The sequence below is a fragment of the Pseudomonas mosselii genome, from assembly GCF_005796105.1.
Classification (GTDB): domain Bacteria; phylum Pseudomonadota; class Gammaproteobacteria; order Pseudomonadales; family Pseudomonadaceae; genus Aquipseudomonas; species Aquipseudomonas mosselii_C.
In genome coordinates, this window is record NZ_VAUO01000006.1 from 220,200 (window position 1) to 239,981 (window position 19,782).

Genomic DNA, 19,782 nt, shown 5'->3' on the forward strand with positions numbered 1-19,782 from the left:
CGGCAGCCGGATGTACACAAGGGAACGGATGGCGCGGGGAAGAAATTAGACCCGCCGGGCAGGTCAAACGCGGGACCTGGACAGCGCAATTGCGAGGGTCCCGGCATTTCGGCGGCAAACAAACAAATGAAGAATCATTAACTTCTGCATTTGACAATCATTATCATCTTGAATAGTTTGTCGCACGTCGCAGGCAGCCTTCCTCCGGGACGCGCTCCCTTTCTTCTCCGAGACCAGGTGAAATTTCCATGGCGGAACAACTGACCACAAGTAAGTGCGATTCACCATTGCTCCAGGCCTTCGTCGACAATCGCAGCATTCTGGTGAAGATCGCCGCGCGCATCACGGGCTGCCGCTCCCGCGCCGAGGACGTAGTGCAGGATGCGTTCTTCCGGCTCAGCGGCGCCCCGCAGATCACGTCCTCGTTCAAGGCCCAGCTCAGCTACCTGTTCCAGATCGTGCGTAACCTGGCCATCGATCACTACCGCAAGCAGGCCATGGAGTTGAAGTACTCCGGCAGCGAGGAGGAAGGTTTGAACGTGGTCATCCAGAACGCGTCGCCGGAAGCCACGCATATCAACCTGGCCACCCTCGAAGGCATTGCCGAGGCCCTCAACGAACTGCCCCAGCGCACCCGCTACGCCTTCGAGATGTACCGCCTGCATGGCGTGCCGCAGAAGGATATCGCCAAGGAACTGGGGGTCTCGCCCACGCTGGTCAACTTCATGATCCGCGATGCGCTGATTCACTGCCGCAAGAGCAGCCTCAGAAGCAGCTGAAAGCTGCGAGCTGCAAGCTGCAAGAAGAAGCCGAACGCCGACCTGCTCTTTTCTTGCAGCTTGAAGCTTGAGCCGCAGGCGGCTTGCAGCTCAAGCCGCTAGGCCAGCCCGCAACGATCGAAAAAGCGCTCGCGCCCCAGAATCATCAGCGCCGCACGCTTGTGCGGAAAATCGAACTCTTTCTCGCAGTGGAAGCACTGGTCCTGCATGTAGCCGATCATCCTGGCATTGTCGGCGCGCGGCTCGGCCACCACGCGCTGGGTGCGCGGATCGTCGAGGAACAGATAGTGCACCAGCGCCGACATCCAGCTGGCAACCTTGTGCGGACCACGGTGCGCCTGCTCACCCACCAACATATGGATGCCACGGTCGTAGTCGTCGGCCGGGTAGAACGGCGCGATGCGATCTTCCTTGGCCCAGTACGCCTCGAAGTAGGCGAACGGCTCGTCGTCGAAGCAGCCGATCAGGGTCAGCGTATGCGGGTCGGCTTCAAGCTTGTCGAGGTATTCGCGATGCTGCGCCAGACTCCCGGTCTCCTGCCAGAACTGCGCCACCCGCGGATTGTTCTGCCAGCGATTGAAACGCTCCAGGTCTTGCTCGATCTCCAGCGTACGCAGCGACACCCAGGCCCCCAGACGTGCGTCGAAACGCCGGTACACCTCACCACGCGGCTTGGGCGCTCGGCGCGGATGGCGCTTGCCATCACGGATCTGCAAATGCTGCGGGTAGGCACCACTTGGCGTCTCGCCCAGCCACGGCTGGGGCAACTGCCAGAACATCGCACGCTCGCACAGGTACTGTCCGGGCTCGTCAGCGGGCACCAGCAGGCCGCTGGCCAGTGCACCCAGCACCGGTTGCGGCATGTGCCAGGCCAGGCGCTGACAGGCCGCGTCACGCGACAGCAACCAGTAGCAAGCGGCCCACAGCGCCTGCTCCGGCTGCTCGGCGCAGAGCTGCTCAAGGTGCACAGCCAATGGCTCGGCCGCTACCAGGCGGACCGTGATCAACGGGCGACCCTCCAGGGTCAGGCTCAGGCGGCAACCGCCCTCATCAGCCTGCAAACTGCGCCAGCGGGGCGTGTAATGGGGCGGCGAAGCGACATCGAACGGCATGCTCAGTGCTCACGAAATGAAAAAGAAATGGCTCACTTCGCAATACGTGACCGGCACCGCGGAATTTAGTCGCGCGGTGCCTGGACCGTGATCTGATAGGGCTGGAAGATACGCACCAGCTCGCCACCTTCGCGCAACTGGCGCATCAGTGCGGCAAAAGCCTCGGCGCTGATCGGTGCCCCAGGACGCAGCAACGCGTAATGGTGATAGACCTGGTCGACCCGTGCCGAGGCCATCAACTGTGGGGCGCTGCCAGGGTTACGCTTGAGAAAGTCGCTCAGGTACGAGCGAGTGACCAGCGCGATATCGGCACGACCACGCTCGACCATGTTCAGGTTGCTGTCGTGGGAATAGGTAAGCGTCGCCCGGTAACGCTTCCTGAGGTAGGCAGGGTCGGGATTAAACTCGGCGAAGGCGTAATGGTAGCCGTTGAACAACGCCAGGCGCTTGCCGTCCAGGTCGTCGAAATAGTGCTGGTCGCGCCCGGGCTGGGGGCGTGCGACGAACACCTCGGCATCCTCAAGGCCCATGTCCACCGCCCGGTGCGGGATCTGCTGCCACCCCCACAGGGGATTCTCGAAGATCGCCATGTCGGTGCGCCCCTGCTGAAAATCGCCGAACCGGCGCGGAATGGAGGTGGGCACCAGGGTGAAATGGTATTGCGACTGGATCTGGTTGAGGGCCTCGGCCAACTGCGGCAACAAGCCGGTATCGGCGCCCTGCTCGGGTCGCACCGTGTAGGGTGGGAAGTGCGCCGCGCCGATCTTCACTTCGACCGCGGCCTGCGCCCCTGGCATGATCGTGGCCACCAAGACGGTCAACAGCAAGGAGGGCGACAGCATAGCGCTGGACAGTGGGCTCAAGACAAGACACTCATCACGGGTAATAGCCTGGGTACGCTTAAGCTAGGCGTTTTCCCACGGTCGCACAACCGACGGATATGCCAAAGTGCCATGGGATGCCGCACGCCGCGACATTGGCTACGCTCTACGGGCTGCGCGGTCGAGCAACCGCACACCCGGTATTTTGAGAGGGAGCCTGGCATGGGCCACTGGTTGGTGATCGACCTGGAAGCCACCACCGATGACGGCGGCTGGCCAGTCGCGGAGATGGAAATCATAGAAATCGGCGCAAGCCTGGTCACCCGCGAAGGCCGTGAGGTCGACCATTTCCAGCGCTTCGTTCGGCCCCGCTTGCGGCCGCAATTGACGCCGTTCTGCCGGGAGCTGACGCACATCAGCCAGGCCTGTGTCGACAGCGCAGAGCCGTTCACCGAGGTCTGGACGCAGTTCGAGCGCTGGCTGGAGCACCACCAGGCGCAATTGCAGGCCTGGGTCAGCTGGGGCGACTACGACCGCCAGCAGTTGCTGCAGGAGTGGCAGCGGCATCATAGGCGCAGCCTGCTGGAACAACTGCGCCACATCAATCTCAAGCAGCGCTTCGCCAAGGCCCGTCACCTGCCACGCCCCACCGGCCTAAACAGCGCCCTGCACCTGGCCGGTCTGCAGTTTAGCGGCCAGCAGCACCGGGCCTTGGAAGATGCGCGCAACACCGCGCGCCTGCTGCCTTTCAGCCTGCCGCCGGGGAGCACCTGAAACAGATGACGCAGGGGTTGGCCTTGGGCATACTGGCCAGCCTTTTTTCCAGCCTTTTTTCAGGAGTCGCGCATGTTCAAGGTCAACGAATACTTCGATGGCACGGTCAAGTCGATCGCTTTCAACAGCCCGGAAGGTCCGGCCACGGTCGGCGTCATGGCCCCGGGCGAATACGAGTTCGGCACCGCCAAGCGCGAGATCATGCACGTGGTATCCGGTGCCCTGACCGTCAAGCTGCCGGGTAGCGACAACTGGGAAACCTTCAACGCCGGCAGCAAGTTCAACGTCGCCGCCGACAGCAAGTTCCAGCTCAAGGTCGCCGTAGACACCGCCTACCTGTGCGAGTACCGCGACTAAGCGTTCCCCTGCACCGGCCCCTTCGCGGGCAAGTCGGGGCGCCGAACCGCCGCTCCCACAGGGTACGCGGCACGCTTGCGAAATCAGCTCTCTGCGCGACAGCGCAGCCCAAAGGGCTGGGTAATCCCTACAGGTGCACCGCTGTTTCATGACCTGCGGTGCTCCTGTGGGAGCGGGCTTGCCCGCGAAGAAGCGCACATCAGTTCAACAAGAACCCCGCCACCTTCTGCGCAGCCGCCTGCAAGTGCTGCTCATGGCTGAACCCCGACGCCTTGAGCGGTTTCAAGTCATGGTCCCCCGCCACCAGCCAGCTGATCTCTATCGCCGGCGCTAACGCATACCCCTCCACCGCCTGCCGATTGCCCAGGGCATCCCGCTCGCCTTGCACGATCAACGTCGGCGTTCGCAAATCCGCCAGATGCTCGACCCGGGGCTTCTCCGGCTTACCTGCGGCATAGAACGGATACCCCAGGCACACCAGTGCATCGGCCCCCAGTTCGTCCGCCAACAAACTGGCCATGCGCCCGCCCATGGACTTGCCACCCATCGCCAACCTGCCCGCGACCAATGGTCGCACCTGGGCAAAGACCTCGCGCCAGGTATGCAGCAACACCTGCTGCACATTCGGCGGGCGCTTGCCGCCGTCAAGCCTGCGCTGGGCCATATAGGGAAACTCGAAGCGAACCACCCCAACCCCAAGCGCTGCGAGCTTTTGCGCCATGTCCTGCATGAACTCGCTGTCCATCGGCGCGCCCGCGCCATGCGCCAGGATCAGGCATGCGCCATCCCCCTGCGCTGCGTCGACTCGAGGCCGATCGCAGCGCAAGCCTGGGATATTTCCGATCTTGGCCCATTGATCCCCGTCAATACCGGCACATTGCCCATTAATCATGCTTGCCTCGCTGTATAGCCTGCCAATAACCGTGGATGGGAACCCATACATGAACACAACCAGCAGTACCGCCTACAACTACAAGGTGGTCCGCCAATTCGCCATCATGACGGTGGTGTGGGGCATCGTCGGGATGGGGCTCGGCGTCTTCATCGCCGCCCAGCTCGCCTGGCCCTCACTGAACTTCGACCTGCCGTGGACCAGCTTCGGCCGTCTGCGCCCCCTGCACACCAACGCCGTGATCTTCGCCTTCGGTGGCTGTGCCCTGTTCGCCACCTCTTATTATTCGGTGCAACGCACCTGCCAGACCACCCTGTTCGCACCGGGCCTGGCCGCGTTCACGTTCTGGGGCTGGCAACTGGTGATCCTGCTCGCAGCCATCACCCTGCCGCTGGGCTACACCAGTTCCAAGGAATACGCCGAACTCGAATGGCCGATCGACATCCTGATCACCATCGTCTGGGTGGCCTACGCGGTGGTGTTCTTCGGCACGCTGATCAAGCGCACCACTAAGCATATCTACGTAGGCAACTGGTTCTTCGGCGGCTTCATCCTGACCGTGGCACTGTTGCACATCGTCAACAACCTCGAGCTGCCGGTCAGCCTGACCAAGTCGTACTCGGTCTACGCCGGCGCCACCGATGCCATGGTGCAGTGGTGGTACGGGCATAACGCGGTGGGCTTCTTCCTGACTGCGGGCTTCCTGGGGATGATGTACTACTACGTGCCCAAGCAGGCCGAGCGTCCGGTGTACTCCTATCGCCTGTCGATCGTGCACTTCTGGGCGCTGATCACCCTGTACATCTGGGCAGGTCCTCACCACCTGCACTACACCGCCCTGCCCGACTGGGCCCAGTCGCTGGGCATGGTGATGTCGCTGATCCTCCTGGCACCGAGCTGGGGCGGCATGATCAACGGCATGATGACCCTCTCGGGCGCCTGGCATAAGCTGCGCAGCGACCCGATCCTGCGTTTCTTGGTGGTCTCGCTGGCGTTCTACGGCATGTCCACCTTCGAAGGCCCGATGATGGCCATCAAGACCGTCAACGCCCTCTCCCACTACACCGACTGGACCATCGGCCACGTGCATGCCGGCGCCCTCGGCTGGGTGGCGATGATCTCCATCGGCGCCCTGTACCACACCATTCCGAAAGTGTTCGGCAAGGAGCGCATGTACAGCCTGGGGCTGATCAACGCGCACTTCTGGCTGGCCACCATCGGTACCGTGCTGTACATCGCCTCGATGTGGGTCAACGGCATCGCCCAGGGCCTGATGTGGCGCGCGGTCAACAGCGACGGCACGCTCACCTACTCGTTCGTGGAGACCCTGGTGGCCAGCCACCCAGGCTTCGTGGTGCGCTTCGTCGGCGGTGCGATCTTCCTCAGCGGGATGTTCCTGATGGCCTGGAATACCTGGCGCACCGTGCGTTCGCCGGCACTCGAAGCCACCCCCGCGAACGCCCAGCTGGCTTGAGGAGACTGCCCGATGAAACATGAAGTCATTGAGAAAAACGTCGGCCTGCTGGCCCTGCTGATGGTGTTCGCCGTGAGCATCGGCGGGCTGACGCAGATCGTCCCGCTGTTCTTCCAGGACGTCACCAACAAGCCGGTCGAAGGCATGAAGCCCTACACCGCGCTGCAACTGGAAGGCCGCGACATCTACATCCGCGAAGGCTGCGTGGGCTGCCACTCGCAGATGATCCGCCCGTTCCGTGCCGAAACCGAGCGCTACGGCCACTACTCGGTGGCTGGCGAGAGCGTCTGGGACCATCCGTTCCTGTGGGGCTCCAAGCGTACCGGCCCGGACCTGGCCCGGGTCGGTGGACGCTACTCCGACGACTGGCACCGCGCGCACCTGTACAACCCGCGCAACGTAGTGCCTGAGTCGAAGATGCCGGCCTACCCGTGGCTGGTCGCAGCGGCAGTGGACAACAGCCACACCGACACCAAGATGCGCACCCTGCGCACCCTCGGCGTGCCTTACACCGACGACGACATCGCCGGTGCCCGCGACGCGGTCAAGGGCAAGACCGAGATGGACGCTTTGGTGGCGTACCTGCAGGTGCTCGGCACCGCCATCAAGAACAAACGGTGAACGGCATGGAAATGGATATCGGCATGATCCGTGGCCTGGGCACCCTGGTGGTGATGATCGCCTTCATCGGCCTCTCGCTCTGGGTCTTCAACCGTCGCCGCGACCGTGATTTCGCCGAAGCGCGCCTGCTGCCCTTCGACGACGACCGCCTGCCCCCGAGCGGGCAGGAACCTGCCATTAGGAGTAACGGGCAATGACCACCTTCTGGAGTACGTACATCAGCGTACTGACCCTCGGCAGCCTGATCGGCCTGACCTGGCTGCTGCTTGGCACCCGCAAGGGCCAGAGCAGCAACACCACCGACCAGACCATGGGCCATAGCTTCGACGGCATCGAGGAGTACGACAACCCACTGCCTAAATGGTGGTTCTGGCTGTTCGTCGGCACCCTGGCGTTCGGCGTTGGCTACCTGATTCTCTATCCGGGCCTGGGCAACTGGAAAGGCATCCTGCCTGGCTACGAGAACGGCTGGACCCAGGTCAACGAATGGCAGCGCGAAATGGACAAGGCCGACGCCAAGTTCGGACCGATCTTCGCCAAGTACGCGGCCATGCCGGTCGAAGAAGTGGCCAAGGATCCTCAGGCGCTGAAGATGGGTAGCCGGCTGTTCGCCTCGAACTGTTCGGTGTGCCACGGCTCCGATGCCAAGGGCGCCTACGGCTTCCCGAACCTGACCGACAAGGACTGGCGCTGGGGTGGCGAGCCCGAGACCATCAAGGCCAGCATCATGAACGGCCGTCATGGCGTGATGCCGGGTTGGGCCACGGTGATCGGTGAACAGGGCGTGGCGGATGTGGCCGCGTTCGTGCTGACCGGCCTCGATGGCCGTAGCCTGCCCGAAGGCGCCAAGGCCGACCCAGCCAAGGGCAAGGAGATCTTCGCCAGCAACTGCGTGGCCTGCCACGGCCCCGAAGGCAAGGGCACCCCAGCGATGGGCGCGCCTAACCTGACGCACCCGCAGGCGTTCATCTACGGTTCGAGCTTCGCCCAGTTGCAGCAGACCATCCGCTATGGTCGCCAGGGGCAGATGCCGGCCCAGGCCGAGATCCAAGGCAATGACAAGGTGCACCTGCTGGCAGCGTACGTGTACAGCTTGTCGCAGGATCAGACGCCCGAAACCGTGACAGCCAAGTAATACCCTCCAGGGGGCGGTGGCGCCAGCCAACGCCGAACCGCCCCCGATTGGGCCCAGAAGCAGCCCGCGCACTACCCCCCTCCCTTGCACCCCCTCCGAACACAACTAAGCTTGTTGCCACAGCGGCTGCGCTATGTCGAGCGCGCGGCCACATGGCGCACAGCCTGACGCCATGCACAAAAAAAGCTTGACCAAACGATCAGAAAAAGACGAAAAACGGTACACATAACAAATATTTATTTGTGTACAATCGTTCAGCCCAATGCGCCCGAGACGGGGTTGTAGAGGGCCTGGACACGGGTCGGCGCAGTATTGCGTGCGTTGTCGTAACCCCAGAGGTTATCGATACTGCGCCGATTTCAACCAACAAGAATGACCCAAACCGTGGAACCTTAGCATGAGCACAGCAATCAGCCCGACTGCTTATAACTATAAGGTCGTCCGCCAGTTCGCCATCATGACGGTGGTCTGGGGGATCCTTGGCATGGGGCTCGGCGTCTTCATCGCCTCGCAACTGGTCTGGCCCCAGCTCAACCTGGACCTGCCCTGGACGAGCTTCGGTCGCCTGCGCCCGCTGCACACCAACCTGGTGATCTTCGCCTTCGGTGGCTGCGCCCTGTTCGGCACCAGCTACTACGTGGTGCAGCGCACCTGCCAGACACGCTTGATCTCCGACGGTATGGCCGCCTTCACCTTCTGGGGCTGGCAGGCGGTGATCCTCGGCGCGCTGATCACCTTGCCGATGGGCTACACCACCACCAAGGAATACGCCGAACTCGAATGGCCGCTGGCGATTCTGCTGGCCATCGTCTGGATCACCTATGGCCTGGTGTTCTTCGGCACCATCGTCAAGCGCAAGACCAAGCACATCTATGTCGGTAACTGGTTCTACGGCGCCTTCATCGTGGTCACCGCGATGCTGCACATCGTCAATCACATGTCGCTGCCGGTCAGCCTGTTTAAGTCCTATTCAGCCTATTCCGGCGCCACCGACGCGATGATCCAGTGGTGGTACGGCCACAACGCCGTGGGCTTCTTCCTGACCACGGGCTTCCTGGGGATGATGTACTACTTCGTACCCAAGCAGGCCGAGCGGCCAATCTACTCCTATCGCCTGTCGATCGTGCATTTCTGGGCGTTGATCACCCTGTACATCTGGGCAGGCCCCCACCACCTGCACTACACCGCCCTGCCCGACTGGGCCCAGTCGCTGGGCATGGTGATGTCGATCATCCTCCTGGCCCCCAGTTGGGGCGGCATGATCAACGGCATGATGACCCTCTCGGGTGCCTGGCATAAGTTGCGCACCGACCCGATCCTGCGCTTTTTGGTGGTGTCGCTGGCGTTCTACGGCATGTCCACCTTCGAAGGCCCGATGATGGCCATCAAGACGGTCAACTCACTGTCGCATTACACCGACTGGACCATCGGCCACGTGCATGCCGGCGCCCTCGGCTGGGTGGCGATGATCTCGATCGGCGCGGTGTACCACATGATCCCGAAACTCTATGGCCGCGAGCAGATGCACAGCATCGGCCTGATCAACGCGCACTTCTGGCTGGCGACCATCGGCACCGTGCTGTACATCGCCTCGATGTGGGTCAATGGCATCACCCAGGGCCTGATGTGGCGCGCCATCAACGACGACGGCACCCTTACCTACTCGTTCGTCGAAGCGCTGCAAGCCAGCCATCCGGGCTACATCGTTCGCGCCCTGGGCGGCGCGTTCTTCGCTTCGGGCATGCTGCTGATGGCCTACAACGTGCTGCGCACGGTGCGCGCCGCTAACCCGGCAGAGGCTGAGCAAGCCGCCAAGATCGTCGTCGTGGGAGCGCACTGATGAAGCATGAAGCCGTCGAAAAGAACATTGGCCTGCTGGCTTTCTTCATGGTCATCGCGGTGAGCGTGGGTGGCCTGACGCAGATCGTCCCGCTGTTCTTCCAGGACGTCACCAACAAACCGGTCGAGGGCATGAAGCCACGCACCGCGCTGGAGGTGGAAGGCCGCGACATCTACATCCGCGAAGGTTGTGTGGGCTGCCACTCGCAGATGATCCGCCCGTTCCGTGCCGAAACCGAGCGCTACGGCCACTACTCGGTGGCTGGCGAGAGCGTCTGGGACCATCCGTTCCTGTGGGGCTCCAAGCGTACCGGCCCTGACCTGGCCCGGGTCGGTGGACGCTACTCCGACGACTGGCACCGCGCGCACCTGTACAACCCGCGCAACGTAGTGCCTGAGTCGAAGATGCCGGCCTACCCGTGGCTGGTCGAGAACACCCTCGATGGCAAGGACACTGCCAAGAAGCTCGAAGTGCTGCGCACCCTCGGCACGCCCTACACCGACGAAGACATCGCCGGAGCGCGTGACGCGGTCAAGGGCAAGACCGAAATGGACGCCCTGGTGGCGTACCTGCAAGGCCTTGGCACCATCATCAAGAGCAAACGGTGACGTCGATGGATATCGGGATGATTCGCGGCCTGGGCACCGTGGTGGTGCTGGTGGCTTTCGTGGGCCTGGCGCTGTGGGTGTTCAGCCCACGGCGCAAGCAGGACTTCGATGAGGCGACGCAACTGCCGTTCGCGGACGACCCCGAGGCCATCCGCCACGTCGAGCACGCGAAAAACGCTTCTGGGAGCAAACAACAATGACAACCTTCTGGAGTCTGTACGTCACCGTACTCACCCTGGGCACGATCTTCTCGCTGACCTGGCTGCTGCTGTCGACCCGCAGGGGCCAGCGCGAGGAGATCACCGAGCAGACCGTGGGCCACGCCTTCGACGGCATCGAGGAATACGACAACCCACTGCCCAAGTGGTGGTTCTGGCTGTTCGTCGGCACCATCGTATTTGCCTTGGGCTACCTGGTGCTTTACCCCGGCCTGGGTAACTGGAAAGGCGTGCTGCCGGGCTATAGCTACCTGGACAACGACAAGCAGACCGAGTTTTCCAACGGCCAGTCGGGCTGGACCGGCGTGCATGAATGGGAAAAGGAAATGGCCAAGGCCGATGCCCGCTTCGGGCCGATCTTCGCCAAGTTCGCGGCCATGCCCCTGGAGGAGGTGGCCAAGGACCCGCAGGCTCTGAAAATGGGCGCACGGCTGTTTGCCTCCAACTGCTCGGTGTGCCACGGCTCCGACGCCAAGGGCGCCTATGGATTCCCCAATCTCACCGACAACGACTGGCGTTGGGGCGGCGAGCCAGAAACCATCAAGACCACCATCATGGGTGGGCGTCACGGTGTAATGCCGGCGTGGGGCACGGTGATCGGCGAGCAGGGTGTGGCAGATGTGGCTGCTTTCGTATTGACCAACCTGGATGGGCGCAAACTGCCCGAAAATGCCAAGGCCGACCCGGTCAAAGGCCAGCAGATCTTCGCCACCAACTGCGTGGCCTGCCACGGACCTGAAGGCAAGGGCACCCCGGCCATGGGCGCGCCGAACCTGACGCACCCGCAAGCGTTCATCTACGGTTCCAGCTTCGCCCAGTTGCAGCAGACCATCCGCTATGGCCGTCAAGGCCAGATGCCGGCGCAGGAGCAACTGCAAGGCAACGACAAGGTGCACCTGCTGGCAGCCTATGTGTACAGCCTGTCGCATCAGCCGGAGGCGGCTGAGAAAACCGAGTAAGTAGGCCTGGCCTTTCGCGGGCAAGCCCGCTCCCACAGGGATCGCACAGATCCCTAGGCAATCGGAAAACTTGTGGGAGCGGGCTTGCCCGCGAAGAGGCCGGCGCAGGCACCGCCTATCTCGAGGTCAGATGACCTGGATCAATTGACACTCGCTATATCACGATTCATACCACCAACCCAACGCGACTAAGTGTCGCAGCAAGGCCCCGCCACGCTATCACCGGCGTATCATGGGTCACAGAGCGCCAGCAGCACGCGCCAGACCACGGCCGGCAAGCACTGGCCGCGGCGTTTCTCCACTGCCGTGGGACTTGATGATGAGCAAGCATATTCCGGTACATGACGTCACCCCGCCTGCCAGCAAAGGGAAGGATTCCGTCGACCTCTACGCCTCGCGCGAAAAAATCTATACCCGTGCCTTTACTGGCCTGTTCCGCCGCCTGCGGATGGTCGGCGGCGCGCTACTGTTTTTGCTGTACTTCGGCACCGTATGGTTGAACTGGGGCGGCCGCCAGGCCGTCTGGTGGGACCTGCCGGAGCGCAAGTTCTATATCTTCGGCGCCACCATCTGGCCGCAGGACTTCATCCTGCTGTCAGGCATCCTGATCGTCGCCGCCTTCGGCCTGTTCTTCATCACCGTGTATGCCGGCCGGGTGTGGTGCGGCTACACCTGCCCGCAAAGCGTCTGGACCTGGGTGTTCATGTGGTGCGAGAAAGTCACCGAGGGTGATCGCAACCAACGCATGAAGCTGGACAAGGCGCCGATGAGTGCCAACAAGTTCCTGCGCAAGCTCGCCAAGCACAGCCTGTGGCTGCTGATCGGCTTCGTCACCGGCATGACCTTCGTCGGCTACTTCACCCCGGTGCGCGAGCTGGTCATCGAGTTTTTCACCGGCCAGTCCGACGGCTGGGCCTACTTCTGGGTCGGTTTCTTCACCCTGGCCACCTACGGCAACGCCGGCTGGCTGCGCGAGCAGGTGTGCGTGTACATGTGCCCATACGCACGTTTCCAGAGCGTGATGTTCGACAAGGACACCCTGATCGTCTCCTACGACCCGCGTCGCGGCGAGACCCGCGGGCCGCGCAAGAAAGACACCGACTACAAGGCCAAGGGCCTGGGCGACTGCATCGACTGTACGATGTGCGTGCAGGTCTGCCCGACCGGCATCGACATCCGCGACGGCCTACAGATCGAGTGCATCGGCTGCGCCGCGTGCATCGACGCCTGCGACAGCATCATGGACAAGATGAATTACCCAAAAGGCCTGATCAGCTACACCACCGAGCACAACCTGTCCGGCCAGAAGACCCACATGCTGCGCCCGCGCCTGATCGGCTACGCCCTGGTCCTGCTGGTGATGATCGGCGCCCTGGCCACGGCATTCGCGACCCGCTCGCTGGTCGGCTTCGACGTAGCCAAGGACCGCGTGCTGTACCGCGAAAACGCCCAGGGGCGGATCGAGAACGTCTACAGCCTGAAAGTCATGAACAAGGACCAGCGTGACCACGTCTATGTGCTCGACGCCGCTGGCCTGCCCGACCTCAAGCTTGAAGGCCAACGCGAAATCCATGTGAGCGCCGGCGACATCGTCAGCCTGCCGGTGCAGCTGTCGGTGGCCCCGGAAAAGCTGCCCTCGACCACCAACGAAATCACCTTCATCCTCAAGGACGCCGATGACGGCGCCAGCCAGGTCGAAGCCAAGAGCCGCTTCATCGGCCCACAGATCCGCTGACAGAGAGAATCGAACGCATGCCTGCCACCGCCGCCAGCCCTTGGTACAAGCACCTCTGGCCCTGGATCATCATCGGCATCCTGACCACCTCGGTATGCCTGAGCCTGACCATGGTCAGCATTGCCGTGCGCAACCCGGACAACCTGGTCAACGATAACTATTACGAGGCGGGCAAGGGCATCAACCGCTCGTTGGACCGCGAGCTACTGGCCCAGACCCTCAACCTCAAGGCCAGCATCCACCTCGACGAGCTGACCGGCGAGGTGGACGTGCGCCTGAGCGGCAACAGCAACCCGCAAACCCTCGAACTGAACCTGATTTCGCCGACCCAGCCGGACCGCGACCGTAAGGTGCAACTGGCACGCAGCGAACCGGGCCGCTATGTCGGTCAGTTGGAGGACAAGGTCGAAGGGCGGCGTTTCGTCGAGTTGCTGGGCAGCCAGGATGAACATGTGTGGCGGTTGTTCGAGGAAGAAAAGGTCGAGCATGGCGTAGCCTTGCAGCTGGGCGACGAGGCGCTACAAGGTGCCGAGCACCAGCAATGATTCGCGACACATGGCCGCTCGGGCATTCCTGTAAGAGCGGCCTTGTGCCGCGAAAGGGGTGCAAAGCACCCCCGGCAATCCCAAGCCAAAAGACAGACTCAAGATGACCCAACCCACCCCCTGCTACCACTGCGCCCTGCCCGTACCCAACGGCAGCCGCTTCAACACCGTGGTCCTCGGCCAGCCGCGGGCCTTCTGCTGCCCAGGCTGCCAGGCGGTGGCAGAATCCATCGTCGCAGGCGGCCTTGAGCACTACTACCAGCACCGCAGCGACAGCAGCGCCAACCCCGAAACCCTGCCTCGGCAACTGCAAGACGAACTGGCGCTGTTCGACCGCGACGACGTGCAGCGCAACTTCGTGCGCCACGCAGGCGAACTGGCCGAAGCCACCCTGTTGGTCGAAGGCATCAGTTGCGCTGCCTGCGGCTGGCTGATCGAAAAGCACCTGCGCAGCCTACCTGGGGTCAGCGAAGCACGTCTGAACCTGTCCAACCACCGCCTGCTGGTCAGTTGGTCGGACGCGGCGCTGCCGCTCTCGACATTACTCGCCGAATTGCGCCATATCGGCTATGCCGCCCACCCCTATCAACCCGACCAGGCCGCCGAACGACTGGCCCAGGAAAACCGTAGCGCACTGCGCCGTCTCGGCGTGGCTGGGCTGCTGTGGTTCCAGGCCATGATGGCAACCATGGCCACCTGGCCGGAATTCAACATCGACCTGTCGCCTGAACTGCACGCCATCCTGCGCTGGGTCGCACTGTTTCTCACCATCCCCATCGTGTTCTACAGCTGCGCGCCGTTCTTCAAGGGCGCTGCCCGCGACCTGCGCACCCGCCACCTGACCATGGACGTATCAGTGTCGCTGGCCATCGGCCTGGCTTTCGGCGCGGGCATCTGGACCGCCATCAGCGGTAGCGGCGAGCTGTATTTCGACACCGTGGGCATGTTCGCGCTGTTCCTGCTCACCGGCCGCTACCTCGAACGTCGCGCCCGCGAGCGTACGGCGGCCGCCACCGCACAGTTGGTCAACCTGCTGCCGGCCTCATGCCTGCGGCTGGGCGTCGACGGCCAGGCCGAACGTATCCTGCTGGGCGAGCTGCAACCCGGCGACCATGTGCAGGTGCTGCCTGGCGCGGTGATCCCAGCGGACGGGCGCATCGTCGACGGGCGCTCCAGCATCGACGAGTCGCTGCTCACTGGCGAGTACCTGCCGCAACCCCGGCGCCGGGGCGACCCTGTCACAGGTGGCACCCTCAACGTCGAAAGCGCCCTCACCGTCGAGGTCCAGGCGGTAGGCCAGGACTCGCGCCTGTCGGCCATCGTGCGGCTGCTGGAGCGTGCCCAGTCGGAAAAACCCCGACTGGCCGAAATCGCCGACCGTGCCTCGCAATGGTTCCTGCTGTTCACCCTGCTGGCTGCTGTGGCCATCGGCCTGGTTTGGTGGCAACTGGATGCCGGGCGGGCGTTCTGGATCGTCCTGGCGATGTTGGTGGCCACCTGCCCTTGCGCGCTGTCGCTGGCCACCCCGACGGCTCTGACCGCCGCCACCGGTACGTTGCACAAGCTCGGCCTGCTGGTGACCCGCGGCCATGTACTGGAAGGCCTGAACCAAATCGACACGGTGATTTTCGACAAGACCGGCACACTCACCGAGGGCCGCCTGGCGCTGCGCAGCATCCGCCCGCTCGGGCCGCGCGACGCCGACCAGTGCCTGGCCCTGGCCGCCGCCCTGGAAAACCAATCCGAGCACCCCATCGCCCGCGCGTTCGGCCGCGCCACGCGCACAGCGGACGCCGTCAACGCCGTGCCAGGGCTGGGCCTTGAAGGCGAACTGGACGGCCAGCGCCTGCGCATCGGCCAAGCCACCTTCGTCTGTGCGCTGAGCGGCGCCGAAGTCCCTGGCGTGCCCGAACCCCGCGGCCAATGGCTGCTGCTGGGCGATCGCCAAGGACCACTGGCCTGGTTCGGCCTGGACGACCGCCTGCGCGACACCGCCGCCGACCTGGTGTCTGCCTGCAAGGCCCGCGGCTGGCAGACCCTGCTGCTGTCCGGCGACAGCTCGCCAATGGTCGGCGAAGTGGCCGCGCAACTGGGTATCGACCAGGCCGTCGGCGGGCTGCGCCCGGACGACAAGCTGGCGCGCTTGAAGCAGTTGCAAGCGGCAGGACGCAAAGTTCTGATGCTCGGCGACGGGGTCAACGACGTGCCGGTGCTGGCGGCTGCCGACATCAGCATCGCCATGGGCAGCGCCACGGACCTTGCCAAGACCAGTGCCGACGCGGTGCTGCTGTCGAACAACCTGCACGCGCTGGTGCAGGCCTTCAGCCTCGCCCGGCGTACGCGCCGCAACATCGTCGAGAACCTGCTCTGGGCGACCCTGTACAATGGCCTCATGTTGCCGTTCGCCGCACTGGGCTGGGTCACGCCAGCGTGGGCTGCGGTCGGCATGTCGCTCAGCTCGCTGATCGTCGTGCTCAATGCGCTGCGCCTGACCCGCCAACCCAGCGCGCTGACCCCACCGCCCCCCGCGCCCGTCGCGCTGGGAAGGAAGACCCTATGCCCGCCCTCTACGTGATGATTCCCGCCGCCCTGCTGCTGGTCGGCGTTGCCGTGTACATCTTTTTCTGGGCGGTGGACAGCGGCCAGTACGACGACCTAGAAGGCCCGGCCCACAGCATCCTGTTCGACGACCAGGATCCACGCCATCAGGCCGCCGCCAGGCCCGAGGCACAAGCGCCCGAAGACAAGGACCCGAGCCCGCGTGCCTGACCTGATTCCCCTGCTCGGCTCGGCGCTGGTGCTTGGCCTGCTCGGTGGCGGCCATTGCCTGGGAATGTGCGGCGGCCTGATGGGCGCCCTGACCCTGGCCATCCCCCCCGAACAACGCGGCCGCCGCCTGCGCCTGCTGCTGGCCTACAACCTGGGGCGCGTGCTTAGCTACGCGATTGCCGGCCTGCTGCTGGGTCTGGCTGGCGTGGCCTTGGCCAGTAGCCCGCTGGCGACCGGGCTACGGGTGATCGCTGCACTGCTGCTGATTGCCATGGGCCTATACCTGGCCGGCTGGTGGAGCGGGCTGACGCGTGTCGAGGCACTGGGCCGTGGCCTGTGGCGCCATGTACAACCTCTGGCCACGCGCCTGTTGCCAGTGTCCAGCCTGCCGCGCGCCTTGCTGCTCGGCGCACTGTGGGGCTGGCTGCCATGCGGGCTGGTATACAGCACCCTGCTATGGGCTGCGAGCCAGGGGGATGCACTGCACAGTGCGGCGCTGATGCTGGCGTTCGGCGTGGGCACCTGGCCGGTGCTGCTGGCCACGGGGCTGGCGGCGCAGCAGGTAGGTAAGCTGCTGCGCAATCGCGGGATACGCACGGCTGGCGGGCTGCTGGTGATCCTGTTCGGGCTGTGGACCCTGCCCGGCCCCCATCAGCATTGGTTGATGGGGCATTGAAGCAGCGGCGAGCTGCAAGAGAGAGCGGGAGGGGTGTACCGAACTTGCTTCTTCTTGCAGCTTGAAGCTCGCCGCTTGCAGCTTGATACAAATCAACATACAAACTTACAACCCCCCCTAGACTCCGGGCACTGCAGTGCTATCCGGGGATTACCCACATGCTCGACGACCTACGCTGGGACGCCGCCCTGATCCGTCGCTATGACCTGGCCGGGCCTCGCTACACCTCTTACCCGACCGCCATGCAGCTGCATGCCGAAGTGGGTTCGTTCGACCTGCTCCACGCCCTGCGCGAGAGCCGCCGTGCCGTGCGCCCGCTGTCGCTATACCTGCATGTGCCGTTCTGCGCCAACATTTGCTACTACTGCGCGTGCAACAAGGTCATTACCAAGGACCGCGCTCGCGCCGCACCCTACCTGCAACGCCTGGAACAGGAGATCCAACTGATCGCCTGCCACCTGGACCCCAGGCAGAAAGTCGAGCAACTGCACTTCGGCGGCGGTACGCCGACCTTCCTCAGCCACGTTGAACTGCGCCAACTCATGGCCAGCCTGCGCCAGCATTTCAACCTGCTGGACGATGACTCCGGCGACTACGGCATCGAGCTGGACCCACGCGAGGCCGACTGGTCGACCATGGGCCTGCTGCGCGAACTGGGCTTCAACCGGGTCAGCCTCGGCGTGCAGGACCTGGACCCAGCCGTGCAGCGCGCTGTCAATCGCCTGCAAAGCCTGGAGCAGACCCGTACGCTGATCGAGGCCGCGCGCACGCTGCAATTTCGCTCGGTCAACCTCGACCTGATCTACGGCCTGCCGCGCCAGACCCCGGAAGGCTTCGCGCGTACCGTCGAGGAAGTGATCCGCCTGCAACCCGACCGCCTGTCGGTGTTCAACTACGCCCACCTGCCTGAGCGCTTCATGCCCCAGCGGCGCATCGATACCAGCGAGCTACCTACCCCTTCGGCCAAGCTCGACATGCTCCAGGCCACCATCGAGCAACTGACCGCCGCCGGCTACCGCTACATCGGCATGGACCACTTCGCCCTGCCCGATGACGAGCTGGCGATTGCCCAGGAAGAAGGCACCTTACAGCGCAACTTCCAGGGCTACACCACCCACGGCCATTGCGACCTGATCGGCCTGGGGGTATCGGCAATCAGCCAGATCGGCGACTTGTACTGCCAGAACAGCAGTGACCTGAACACTTACCAGAACGCCCTCTCCGACGCCCAGCTGGCGACTCAGCGTGGCCTGTTGTGCAACCCGGACGACCGCGTGCGCCGGGCAGTGATCCAACAGCTCATCTGCCATTTCGAACTGGATTTCGACGCGATCGAGCGGGCCTTCGTGATCGACTTTCGCGGCTATTTCAACGATCAGTGGCCGGAACTGCTGGCCATGCAGCGCGATGGCCTGATCAGTCTCGACGCCAAGGGTATTCGCGTACTGCCCGCCGGGCGCCTGTTGGTGCGTTCGGTGTGCATGGTCTTCGACGCTTATCTCGCACAACAGAACCGCCAGCGGTTCTCGCGGGTCATTTGAGGCGCGCAATACGATTTAGCGCATGGACGGCCAGCCTTGTCAGGCACACTATGGACAGTGAGAGAGCCCCGGCGCAGGCGCGTCGGGGCAGCGCCAGCACGCACCAAGAATGCACACGCTGGCCTACAGCCCTCGCCGTGGGTTACCCTTACGGCTTATGTGTGCTTTCCCACAAGGATCGAAGAAATGTCCGAGCCAGTAAAACTGCGCCCACACAACCAGGCCCACTGCAAGGATTGCAGCCTGGCCCCCCTGTGCCTGCCCCTGTCGCTCAACCTCGAGGACATGGACGCACTGGATGAAATCGTCAAGCGCGGACGCCCGCTGAAAAAAGGCGAGTTCCTGTTCCGCCAGGGTGACAATTTCGGCTCGGTCTACGCGGTACGTTCCGGCGCACTCAAGACCTTCAGCCTGAGTGACGGCGGCGAGGAGCAGATCACCGGCTTCCATCTGCCCAGTGAGCTGGTCGGCCTGTCAGGCATGGACACCGAGGCCTATCCGGTGTCGGCCCAGGCTCAGGAAACCACCTCGGTGTGCGAAATCCCCTTCGAGCGCCTGGACGAGCTGTCGGTGCAACTGCCGCAGCTGCGTCGACAGTTGATGCGGGTGATGAGCCGCGAGATCCGCGACGATCAGCAGATGATGCTGCTGCTGTCCAAGAAAACTGCCGACGAGCGCATCGCCACCTTCCTGGTCAACCTCTCGGCGCGCTTCCGCGCCCGTGGCTACTCGGCCAACCAGTTCCGCCTGAGCATGTCGCGCAACGAGATCGGCAACTACTTGGGCCTGGCGGTGGAAACCGTGTCGCGGGTGTTCACGCGCTTTCAGCAGAACGGTCTGATCAAGGCCGAAGGCAAAGAGATCCACATCCTCGATCCGATCCAGCTGTGCGCGCTGGCCGGTGGTGCGATGGAATCCTGACCGCG

The 19,782-nt window shown here is 63.7% G+C and carries 21 protein-coding genes; 18 read left to right on the top strand and 3 right to left on the bottom strand.

Features of this window, described 5'->3' with window-relative positions:
* Nucleotides 1-248: 248 nt before the first annotated feature.
* Complete coding sequence (locus FEM01_RS14740) at nucleotides 249-779, top strand: RNA polymerase factor sigma-70 (RefSeq protein ID WP_138220220.1); 531 nt, start codon at nucleotides 249-251, stop codon at nucleotides 777-779.
* 98 nt (nucleotides 780-877) lie between these two features.
* Here FEM01_RS14740 and FEM01_RS14745 read toward each other — a convergent pair whose 3' ends face one another.
* Nucleotides 878-1,891, bottom strand: a complete 1,014-nt coding sequence (locus tag FEM01_RS14745) for a GNAT family N-acetyltransferase (RefSeq protein WP_138220221.1) — start codon at nucleotides 1,889-1,891, stop codon at nucleotides 878-880.
* Nucleotides 1,892-1,956: 65 nt separating this feature from the next.
* On the bottom strand, nucleotides 1,957-2,733 hold the full coding sequence (locus tag FEM01_RS14750; RefSeq protein WP_138220320.1) for a substrate-binding periplasmic protein: 777 nt from the start codon (nucleotides 2,731-2,733) through the stop codon (nucleotides 1,957-1,959).
* Between the two features lie 201 nt (nucleotides 2,734-2,934).
* On the opposite strand from FEM01_RS14750, the gene FEM01_RS14755 reads away from it, so the two are divergent.
* Together FEM01_RS14755 and FEM01_RS14760 are read left to right on the top strand one after the other, a co-directional pair.
* Nucleotides 2,935-3,486, top strand: a complete 552-nt coding sequence (locus FEM01_RS14755) for an exonuclease domain-containing protein (RefSeq protein ID WP_138220222.1) — start codon at nucleotides 2,935-2,937, stop codon at nucleotides 3,484-3,486.
* Nucleotides 3,487-3,558: 72 nt separating this feature from the next.
* Nucleotides 3,559-3,843, top strand: coding sequence for a pyrimidine/purine nucleoside phosphorylase (locus tag FEM01_RS14760; protein WP_138220223.1), 285 nt, complete (start codon nucleotides 3,559-3,561; stop codon nucleotides 3,841-3,843).
* Between the two features lie 199 nt (nucleotides 3,844-4,042).
* Here FEM01_RS14760 and FEM01_RS14765 read toward each other — a convergent pair whose 3' ends face one another.
* Nucleotides 4,043-4,735, bottom strand: a complete 693-nt coding sequence (locus tag FEM01_RS14765) for an alpha/beta family hydrolase (protein WP_138220224.1) — start codon at nucleotides 4,733-4,735, stop codon at nucleotides 4,043-4,045.
* Nucleotides 4,736-4,784: 49 nt separating this feature from the next.
* On the opposite strand from FEM01_RS14765, the gene ccoN (FEM01_RS14770) reads away from it, so the two are divergent.
* The 15 genes from ccoN (FEM01_RS14770) (at nucleotide 4,785) to fnrA (ending at nucleotide 19,777) form a co-directional block, all read left to right on the top strand.
* Nucleotides 4,785-6,209, top strand: coding sequence for a cytochrome-c oxidase, cbb3-type subunit I (ccoN, locus tag FEM01_RS14770; protein WP_138220225.1), 1,425 nt, complete (start codon nucleotides 4,785-4,787; stop codon nucleotides 6,207-6,209).
* 12 nt (nucleotides 6,210-6,221) lie between these two features.
* Complete coding sequence (ccoO, locus tag FEM01_RS14775; protein ID WP_138220226.1) at nucleotides 6,222-6,830, top strand: cytochrome-c oxidase, cbb3-type subunit II; 609 nt, start codon at nucleotides 6,222-6,224, stop codon at nucleotides 6,828-6,830.
* Nucleotides 6,831-6,835: 5 nt separating this feature from the next.
* Nucleotides 6,836-7,027, top strand: a complete 192-nt coding sequence (locus FEM01_RS14780; RefSeq protein WP_138220227.1) for a cbb3-type cytochrome oxidase subunit 3 — start codon at nucleotides 6,836-6,838, stop codon at nucleotides 7,025-7,027.
* The gene (gene ccoP, locus FEM01_RS14785; protein WP_138220228.1) at nucleotides 7,024-7,965 is read left to right on the top strand and encodes a cytochrome-c oxidase, cbb3-type subunit III; all 942 of its coding nucleotides are present in this window, start codon (nucleotides 7,024-7,026) and stop codon (nucleotides 7,963-7,965) included. Before FEM01_RS14780 ends, ccoP (FEM01_RS14785) begins: the two co-directional genes overlap by 4 nt.
* Nucleotides 7,966-8,362: 397 nt before the next feature.
* Nucleotides 8,363-9,805 (top strand): cytochrome-c oxidase, cbb3-type subunit I, encoded by a 1,443-nt coding sequence (ccoN, locus tag FEM01_RS14790; protein WP_138220229.1) that lies wholly within the window; start codon nucleotides 8,363-8,365, stop codon nucleotides 9,803-9,805.
* A complete protein-coding gene (gene ccoO / locus FEM01_RS14795) occupies nucleotides 9,805-10,413 on the top strand; it encodes a cytochrome-c oxidase, cbb3-type subunit II (protein WP_138220230.1) in 609 nt (202 codons plus the stop codon). Before ccoN (FEM01_RS14790) ends, ccoO (FEM01_RS14795) begins: the two co-directional genes overlap by 1 nt.
* Nucleotides 10,414-10,418: 5 nt before the next feature.
* A complete protein-coding gene (locus FEM01_RS14800) occupies nucleotides 10,419-10,613 on the top strand; it encodes a cbb3-type cytochrome oxidase subunit 3 (RefSeq protein ID WP_138220231.1) in 195 nt (64 codons plus the stop codon).
* Nucleotides 10,610-11,590, top strand: coding sequence for a cytochrome-c oxidase, cbb3-type subunit III (gene ccoP / locus FEM01_RS14805; RefSeq protein WP_138220232.1), 981 nt, complete (start codon nucleotides 10,610-10,612; stop codon nucleotides 11,588-11,590). The genes FEM01_RS14800 and ccoP (FEM01_RS14805) overlap by 4 nt, the downstream gene beginning before the upstream one ends.
* 319 nt (nucleotides 11,591-11,909) lie before the next feature.
* Complete coding sequence (gene ccoG / locus FEM01_RS14810; RefSeq protein WP_138220233.1) at nucleotides 11,910-13,325, top strand: cytochrome c oxidase accessory protein CcoG; 1,416 nt, start codon at nucleotides 11,910-11,912, stop codon at nucleotides 13,323-13,325.
* Nucleotides 13,326-13,342: 17 nt separating this feature from the next.
* Complete coding sequence (locus FEM01_RS14815) at nucleotides 13,343-13,870, top strand: FixH family protein (protein ID WP_138220234.1); 528 nt, start codon at nucleotides 13,343-13,345, stop codon at nucleotides 13,868-13,870.
* Between the two features lie 103 nt (nucleotides 13,871-13,973).
* Complete coding sequence (locus tag FEM01_RS14820) at nucleotides 13,974-16,445, top strand: heavy metal translocating P-type ATPase (RefSeq protein WP_138220235.1); 2,472 nt, start codon at nucleotides 13,974-13,976, stop codon at nucleotides 16,443-16,445.
* The gene (gene ccoS / locus FEM01_RS14825; protein WP_138220236.1) at nucleotides 16,427-16,639 is read left to right on the top strand and encodes a cbb3-type cytochrome oxidase assembly protein CcoS; all 213 of its coding nucleotides are present in this window, start codon (nucleotides 16,427-16,429) and stop codon (nucleotides 16,637-16,639) included. Before FEM01_RS14820 ends, ccoS begins: the two co-directional genes overlap by 19 nt.
* Nucleotides 16,632-17,315: a sulfite exporter TauE/SafE family protein gene (locus FEM01_RS14830; protein ID WP_138220237.1), complete on the top strand. Its 684-nt coding sequence runs from the start codon at nucleotides 16,632-16,634 to the stop codon at nucleotides 17,313-17,315. Before ccoS ends, FEM01_RS14830 begins: the two co-directional genes overlap by 8 nt.
* Before the next feature lie 158 nt (nucleotides 17,316-17,473).
* The gene (gene hemN / locus FEM01_RS14835; RefSeq protein WP_138220238.1) at nucleotides 17,474-18,856 is read left to right on the top strand and encodes an oxygen-independent coproporphyrinogen III oxidase; all 1,383 of its coding nucleotides are present in this window, start codon (nucleotides 17,474-17,476) and stop codon (nucleotides 18,854-18,856) included.
* Nucleotides 18,857-19,042: 186 nt separating this feature from the next.
* Nucleotides 19,043-19,777 carry a Crp/Fnr family transcriptional regulator FnrA gene (gene fnrA / locus FEM01_RS14840; RefSeq protein WP_138220239.1) on the top strand — a complete coding sequence of 245 codons (735 nt, stop codon included), beginning with the start codon at nucleotides 19,043-19,045 and terminating at the stop codon, nucleotides 19,775-19,777.
* Nucleotides 19,778-19,782: the final 5 nt, after the last annotated feature.

Coding starts and splice junctions, on each gene's coding strand:
- FEM01_RS14740 (WP_138220220.1), top strand. CDS start 249: ATGGCGGAACAACTGACCACAAGTAAGTGCGATTCACCATTGCTCCAG.
- FEM01_RS14745 (WP_138220221.1), bottom strand. CDS start 1,891: ATGCCGTTCGATGTCGCTTCGCCGCCCCATTACACGCCCCGCTGGCGC.
- FEM01_RS14750 (WP_138220320.1), bottom strand. CDS start 2,733: ATGCTGTCGCCCTCCTTGCTGTTGACCGTCTTGGTGGCCACGATCATG.
- FEM01_RS14755 (WP_138220222.1), top strand. CDS start 2,935: ATGGGCCACTGGTTGGTGATCGACCTGGAAGCCACCACCGATGACGGC.
- FEM01_RS14760 (WP_138220223.1), top strand. CDS start 3,559: ATGTTCAAGGTCAACGAATACTTCGATGGCACGGTCAAGTCGATCGCT.
- FEM01_RS14765 (WP_138220224.1), bottom strand. CDS start 4,735: ATGATTAATGGGCAATGTGCCGGTATTGACGGGGATCAATGGGCCAAG.
- ccoN (WP_138220225.1), top strand. CDS start 4,785: ATGAACACAACCAGCAGTACCGCCTACAACTACAAGGTGGTCCGCCAA.
- ccoO (WP_138220226.1), top strand. CDS start 6,222: ATGAAACATGAAGTCATTGAGAAAAACGTCGGCCTGCTGGCCCTGCTG.
- FEM01_RS14780 (WP_138220227.1), top strand. CDS start 6,836: ATGGAAATGGATATCGGCATGATCCGTGGCCTGGGCACCCTGGTGGTG.
- ccoP (WP_138220228.1), top strand. CDS start 7,024: ATGACCACCTTCTGGAGTACGTACATCAGCGTACTGACCCTCGGCAGC.
- ccoN (WP_138220229.1), top strand. CDS start 8,363: ATGAGCACAGCAATCAGCCCGACTGCTTATAACTATAAGGTCGTCCGC.
- ccoO (WP_138220230.1), top strand. CDS start 9,805: ATGAAGCATGAAGCCGTCGAAAAGAACATTGGCCTGCTGGCTTTCTTC.
- FEM01_RS14800 (WP_138220231.1), top strand. CDS start 10,419: ATGGATATCGGGATGATTCGCGGCCTGGGCACCGTGGTGGTGCTGGTG.
- ccoP (WP_138220232.1), top strand. CDS start 10,610: ATGACAACCTTCTGGAGTCTGTACGTCACCGTACTCACCCTGGGCACG.
- ccoG (WP_138220233.1), top strand. CDS start 11,910: ATGAGCAAGCATATTCCGGTACATGACGTCACCCCGCCTGCCAGCAAA.
- FEM01_RS14815 (WP_138220234.1), top strand. CDS start 13,343: ATGCCTGCCACCGCCGCCAGCCCTTGGTACAAGCACCTCTGGCCCTGG.
- FEM01_RS14820 (WP_138220235.1), top strand. CDS start 13,974: ATGACCCAACCCACCCCCTGCTACCACTGCGCCCTGCCCGTACCCAAC.
- ccoS (WP_138220236.1), top strand. CDS start 16,427: ATGCCCGCCCTCTACGTGATGATTCCCGCCGCCCTGCTGCTGGTCGGC.
- hemN (WP_138220238.1), top strand. CDS start 17,474: ATGCTCGACGACCTACGCTGGGACGCCGCCCTGATCCGTCGCTATGAC.
- fnrA (WP_138220239.1), top strand. CDS start 19,043: ATGTCCGAGCCAGTAAAACTGCGCCCACACAACCAGGCCCACTGCAAG.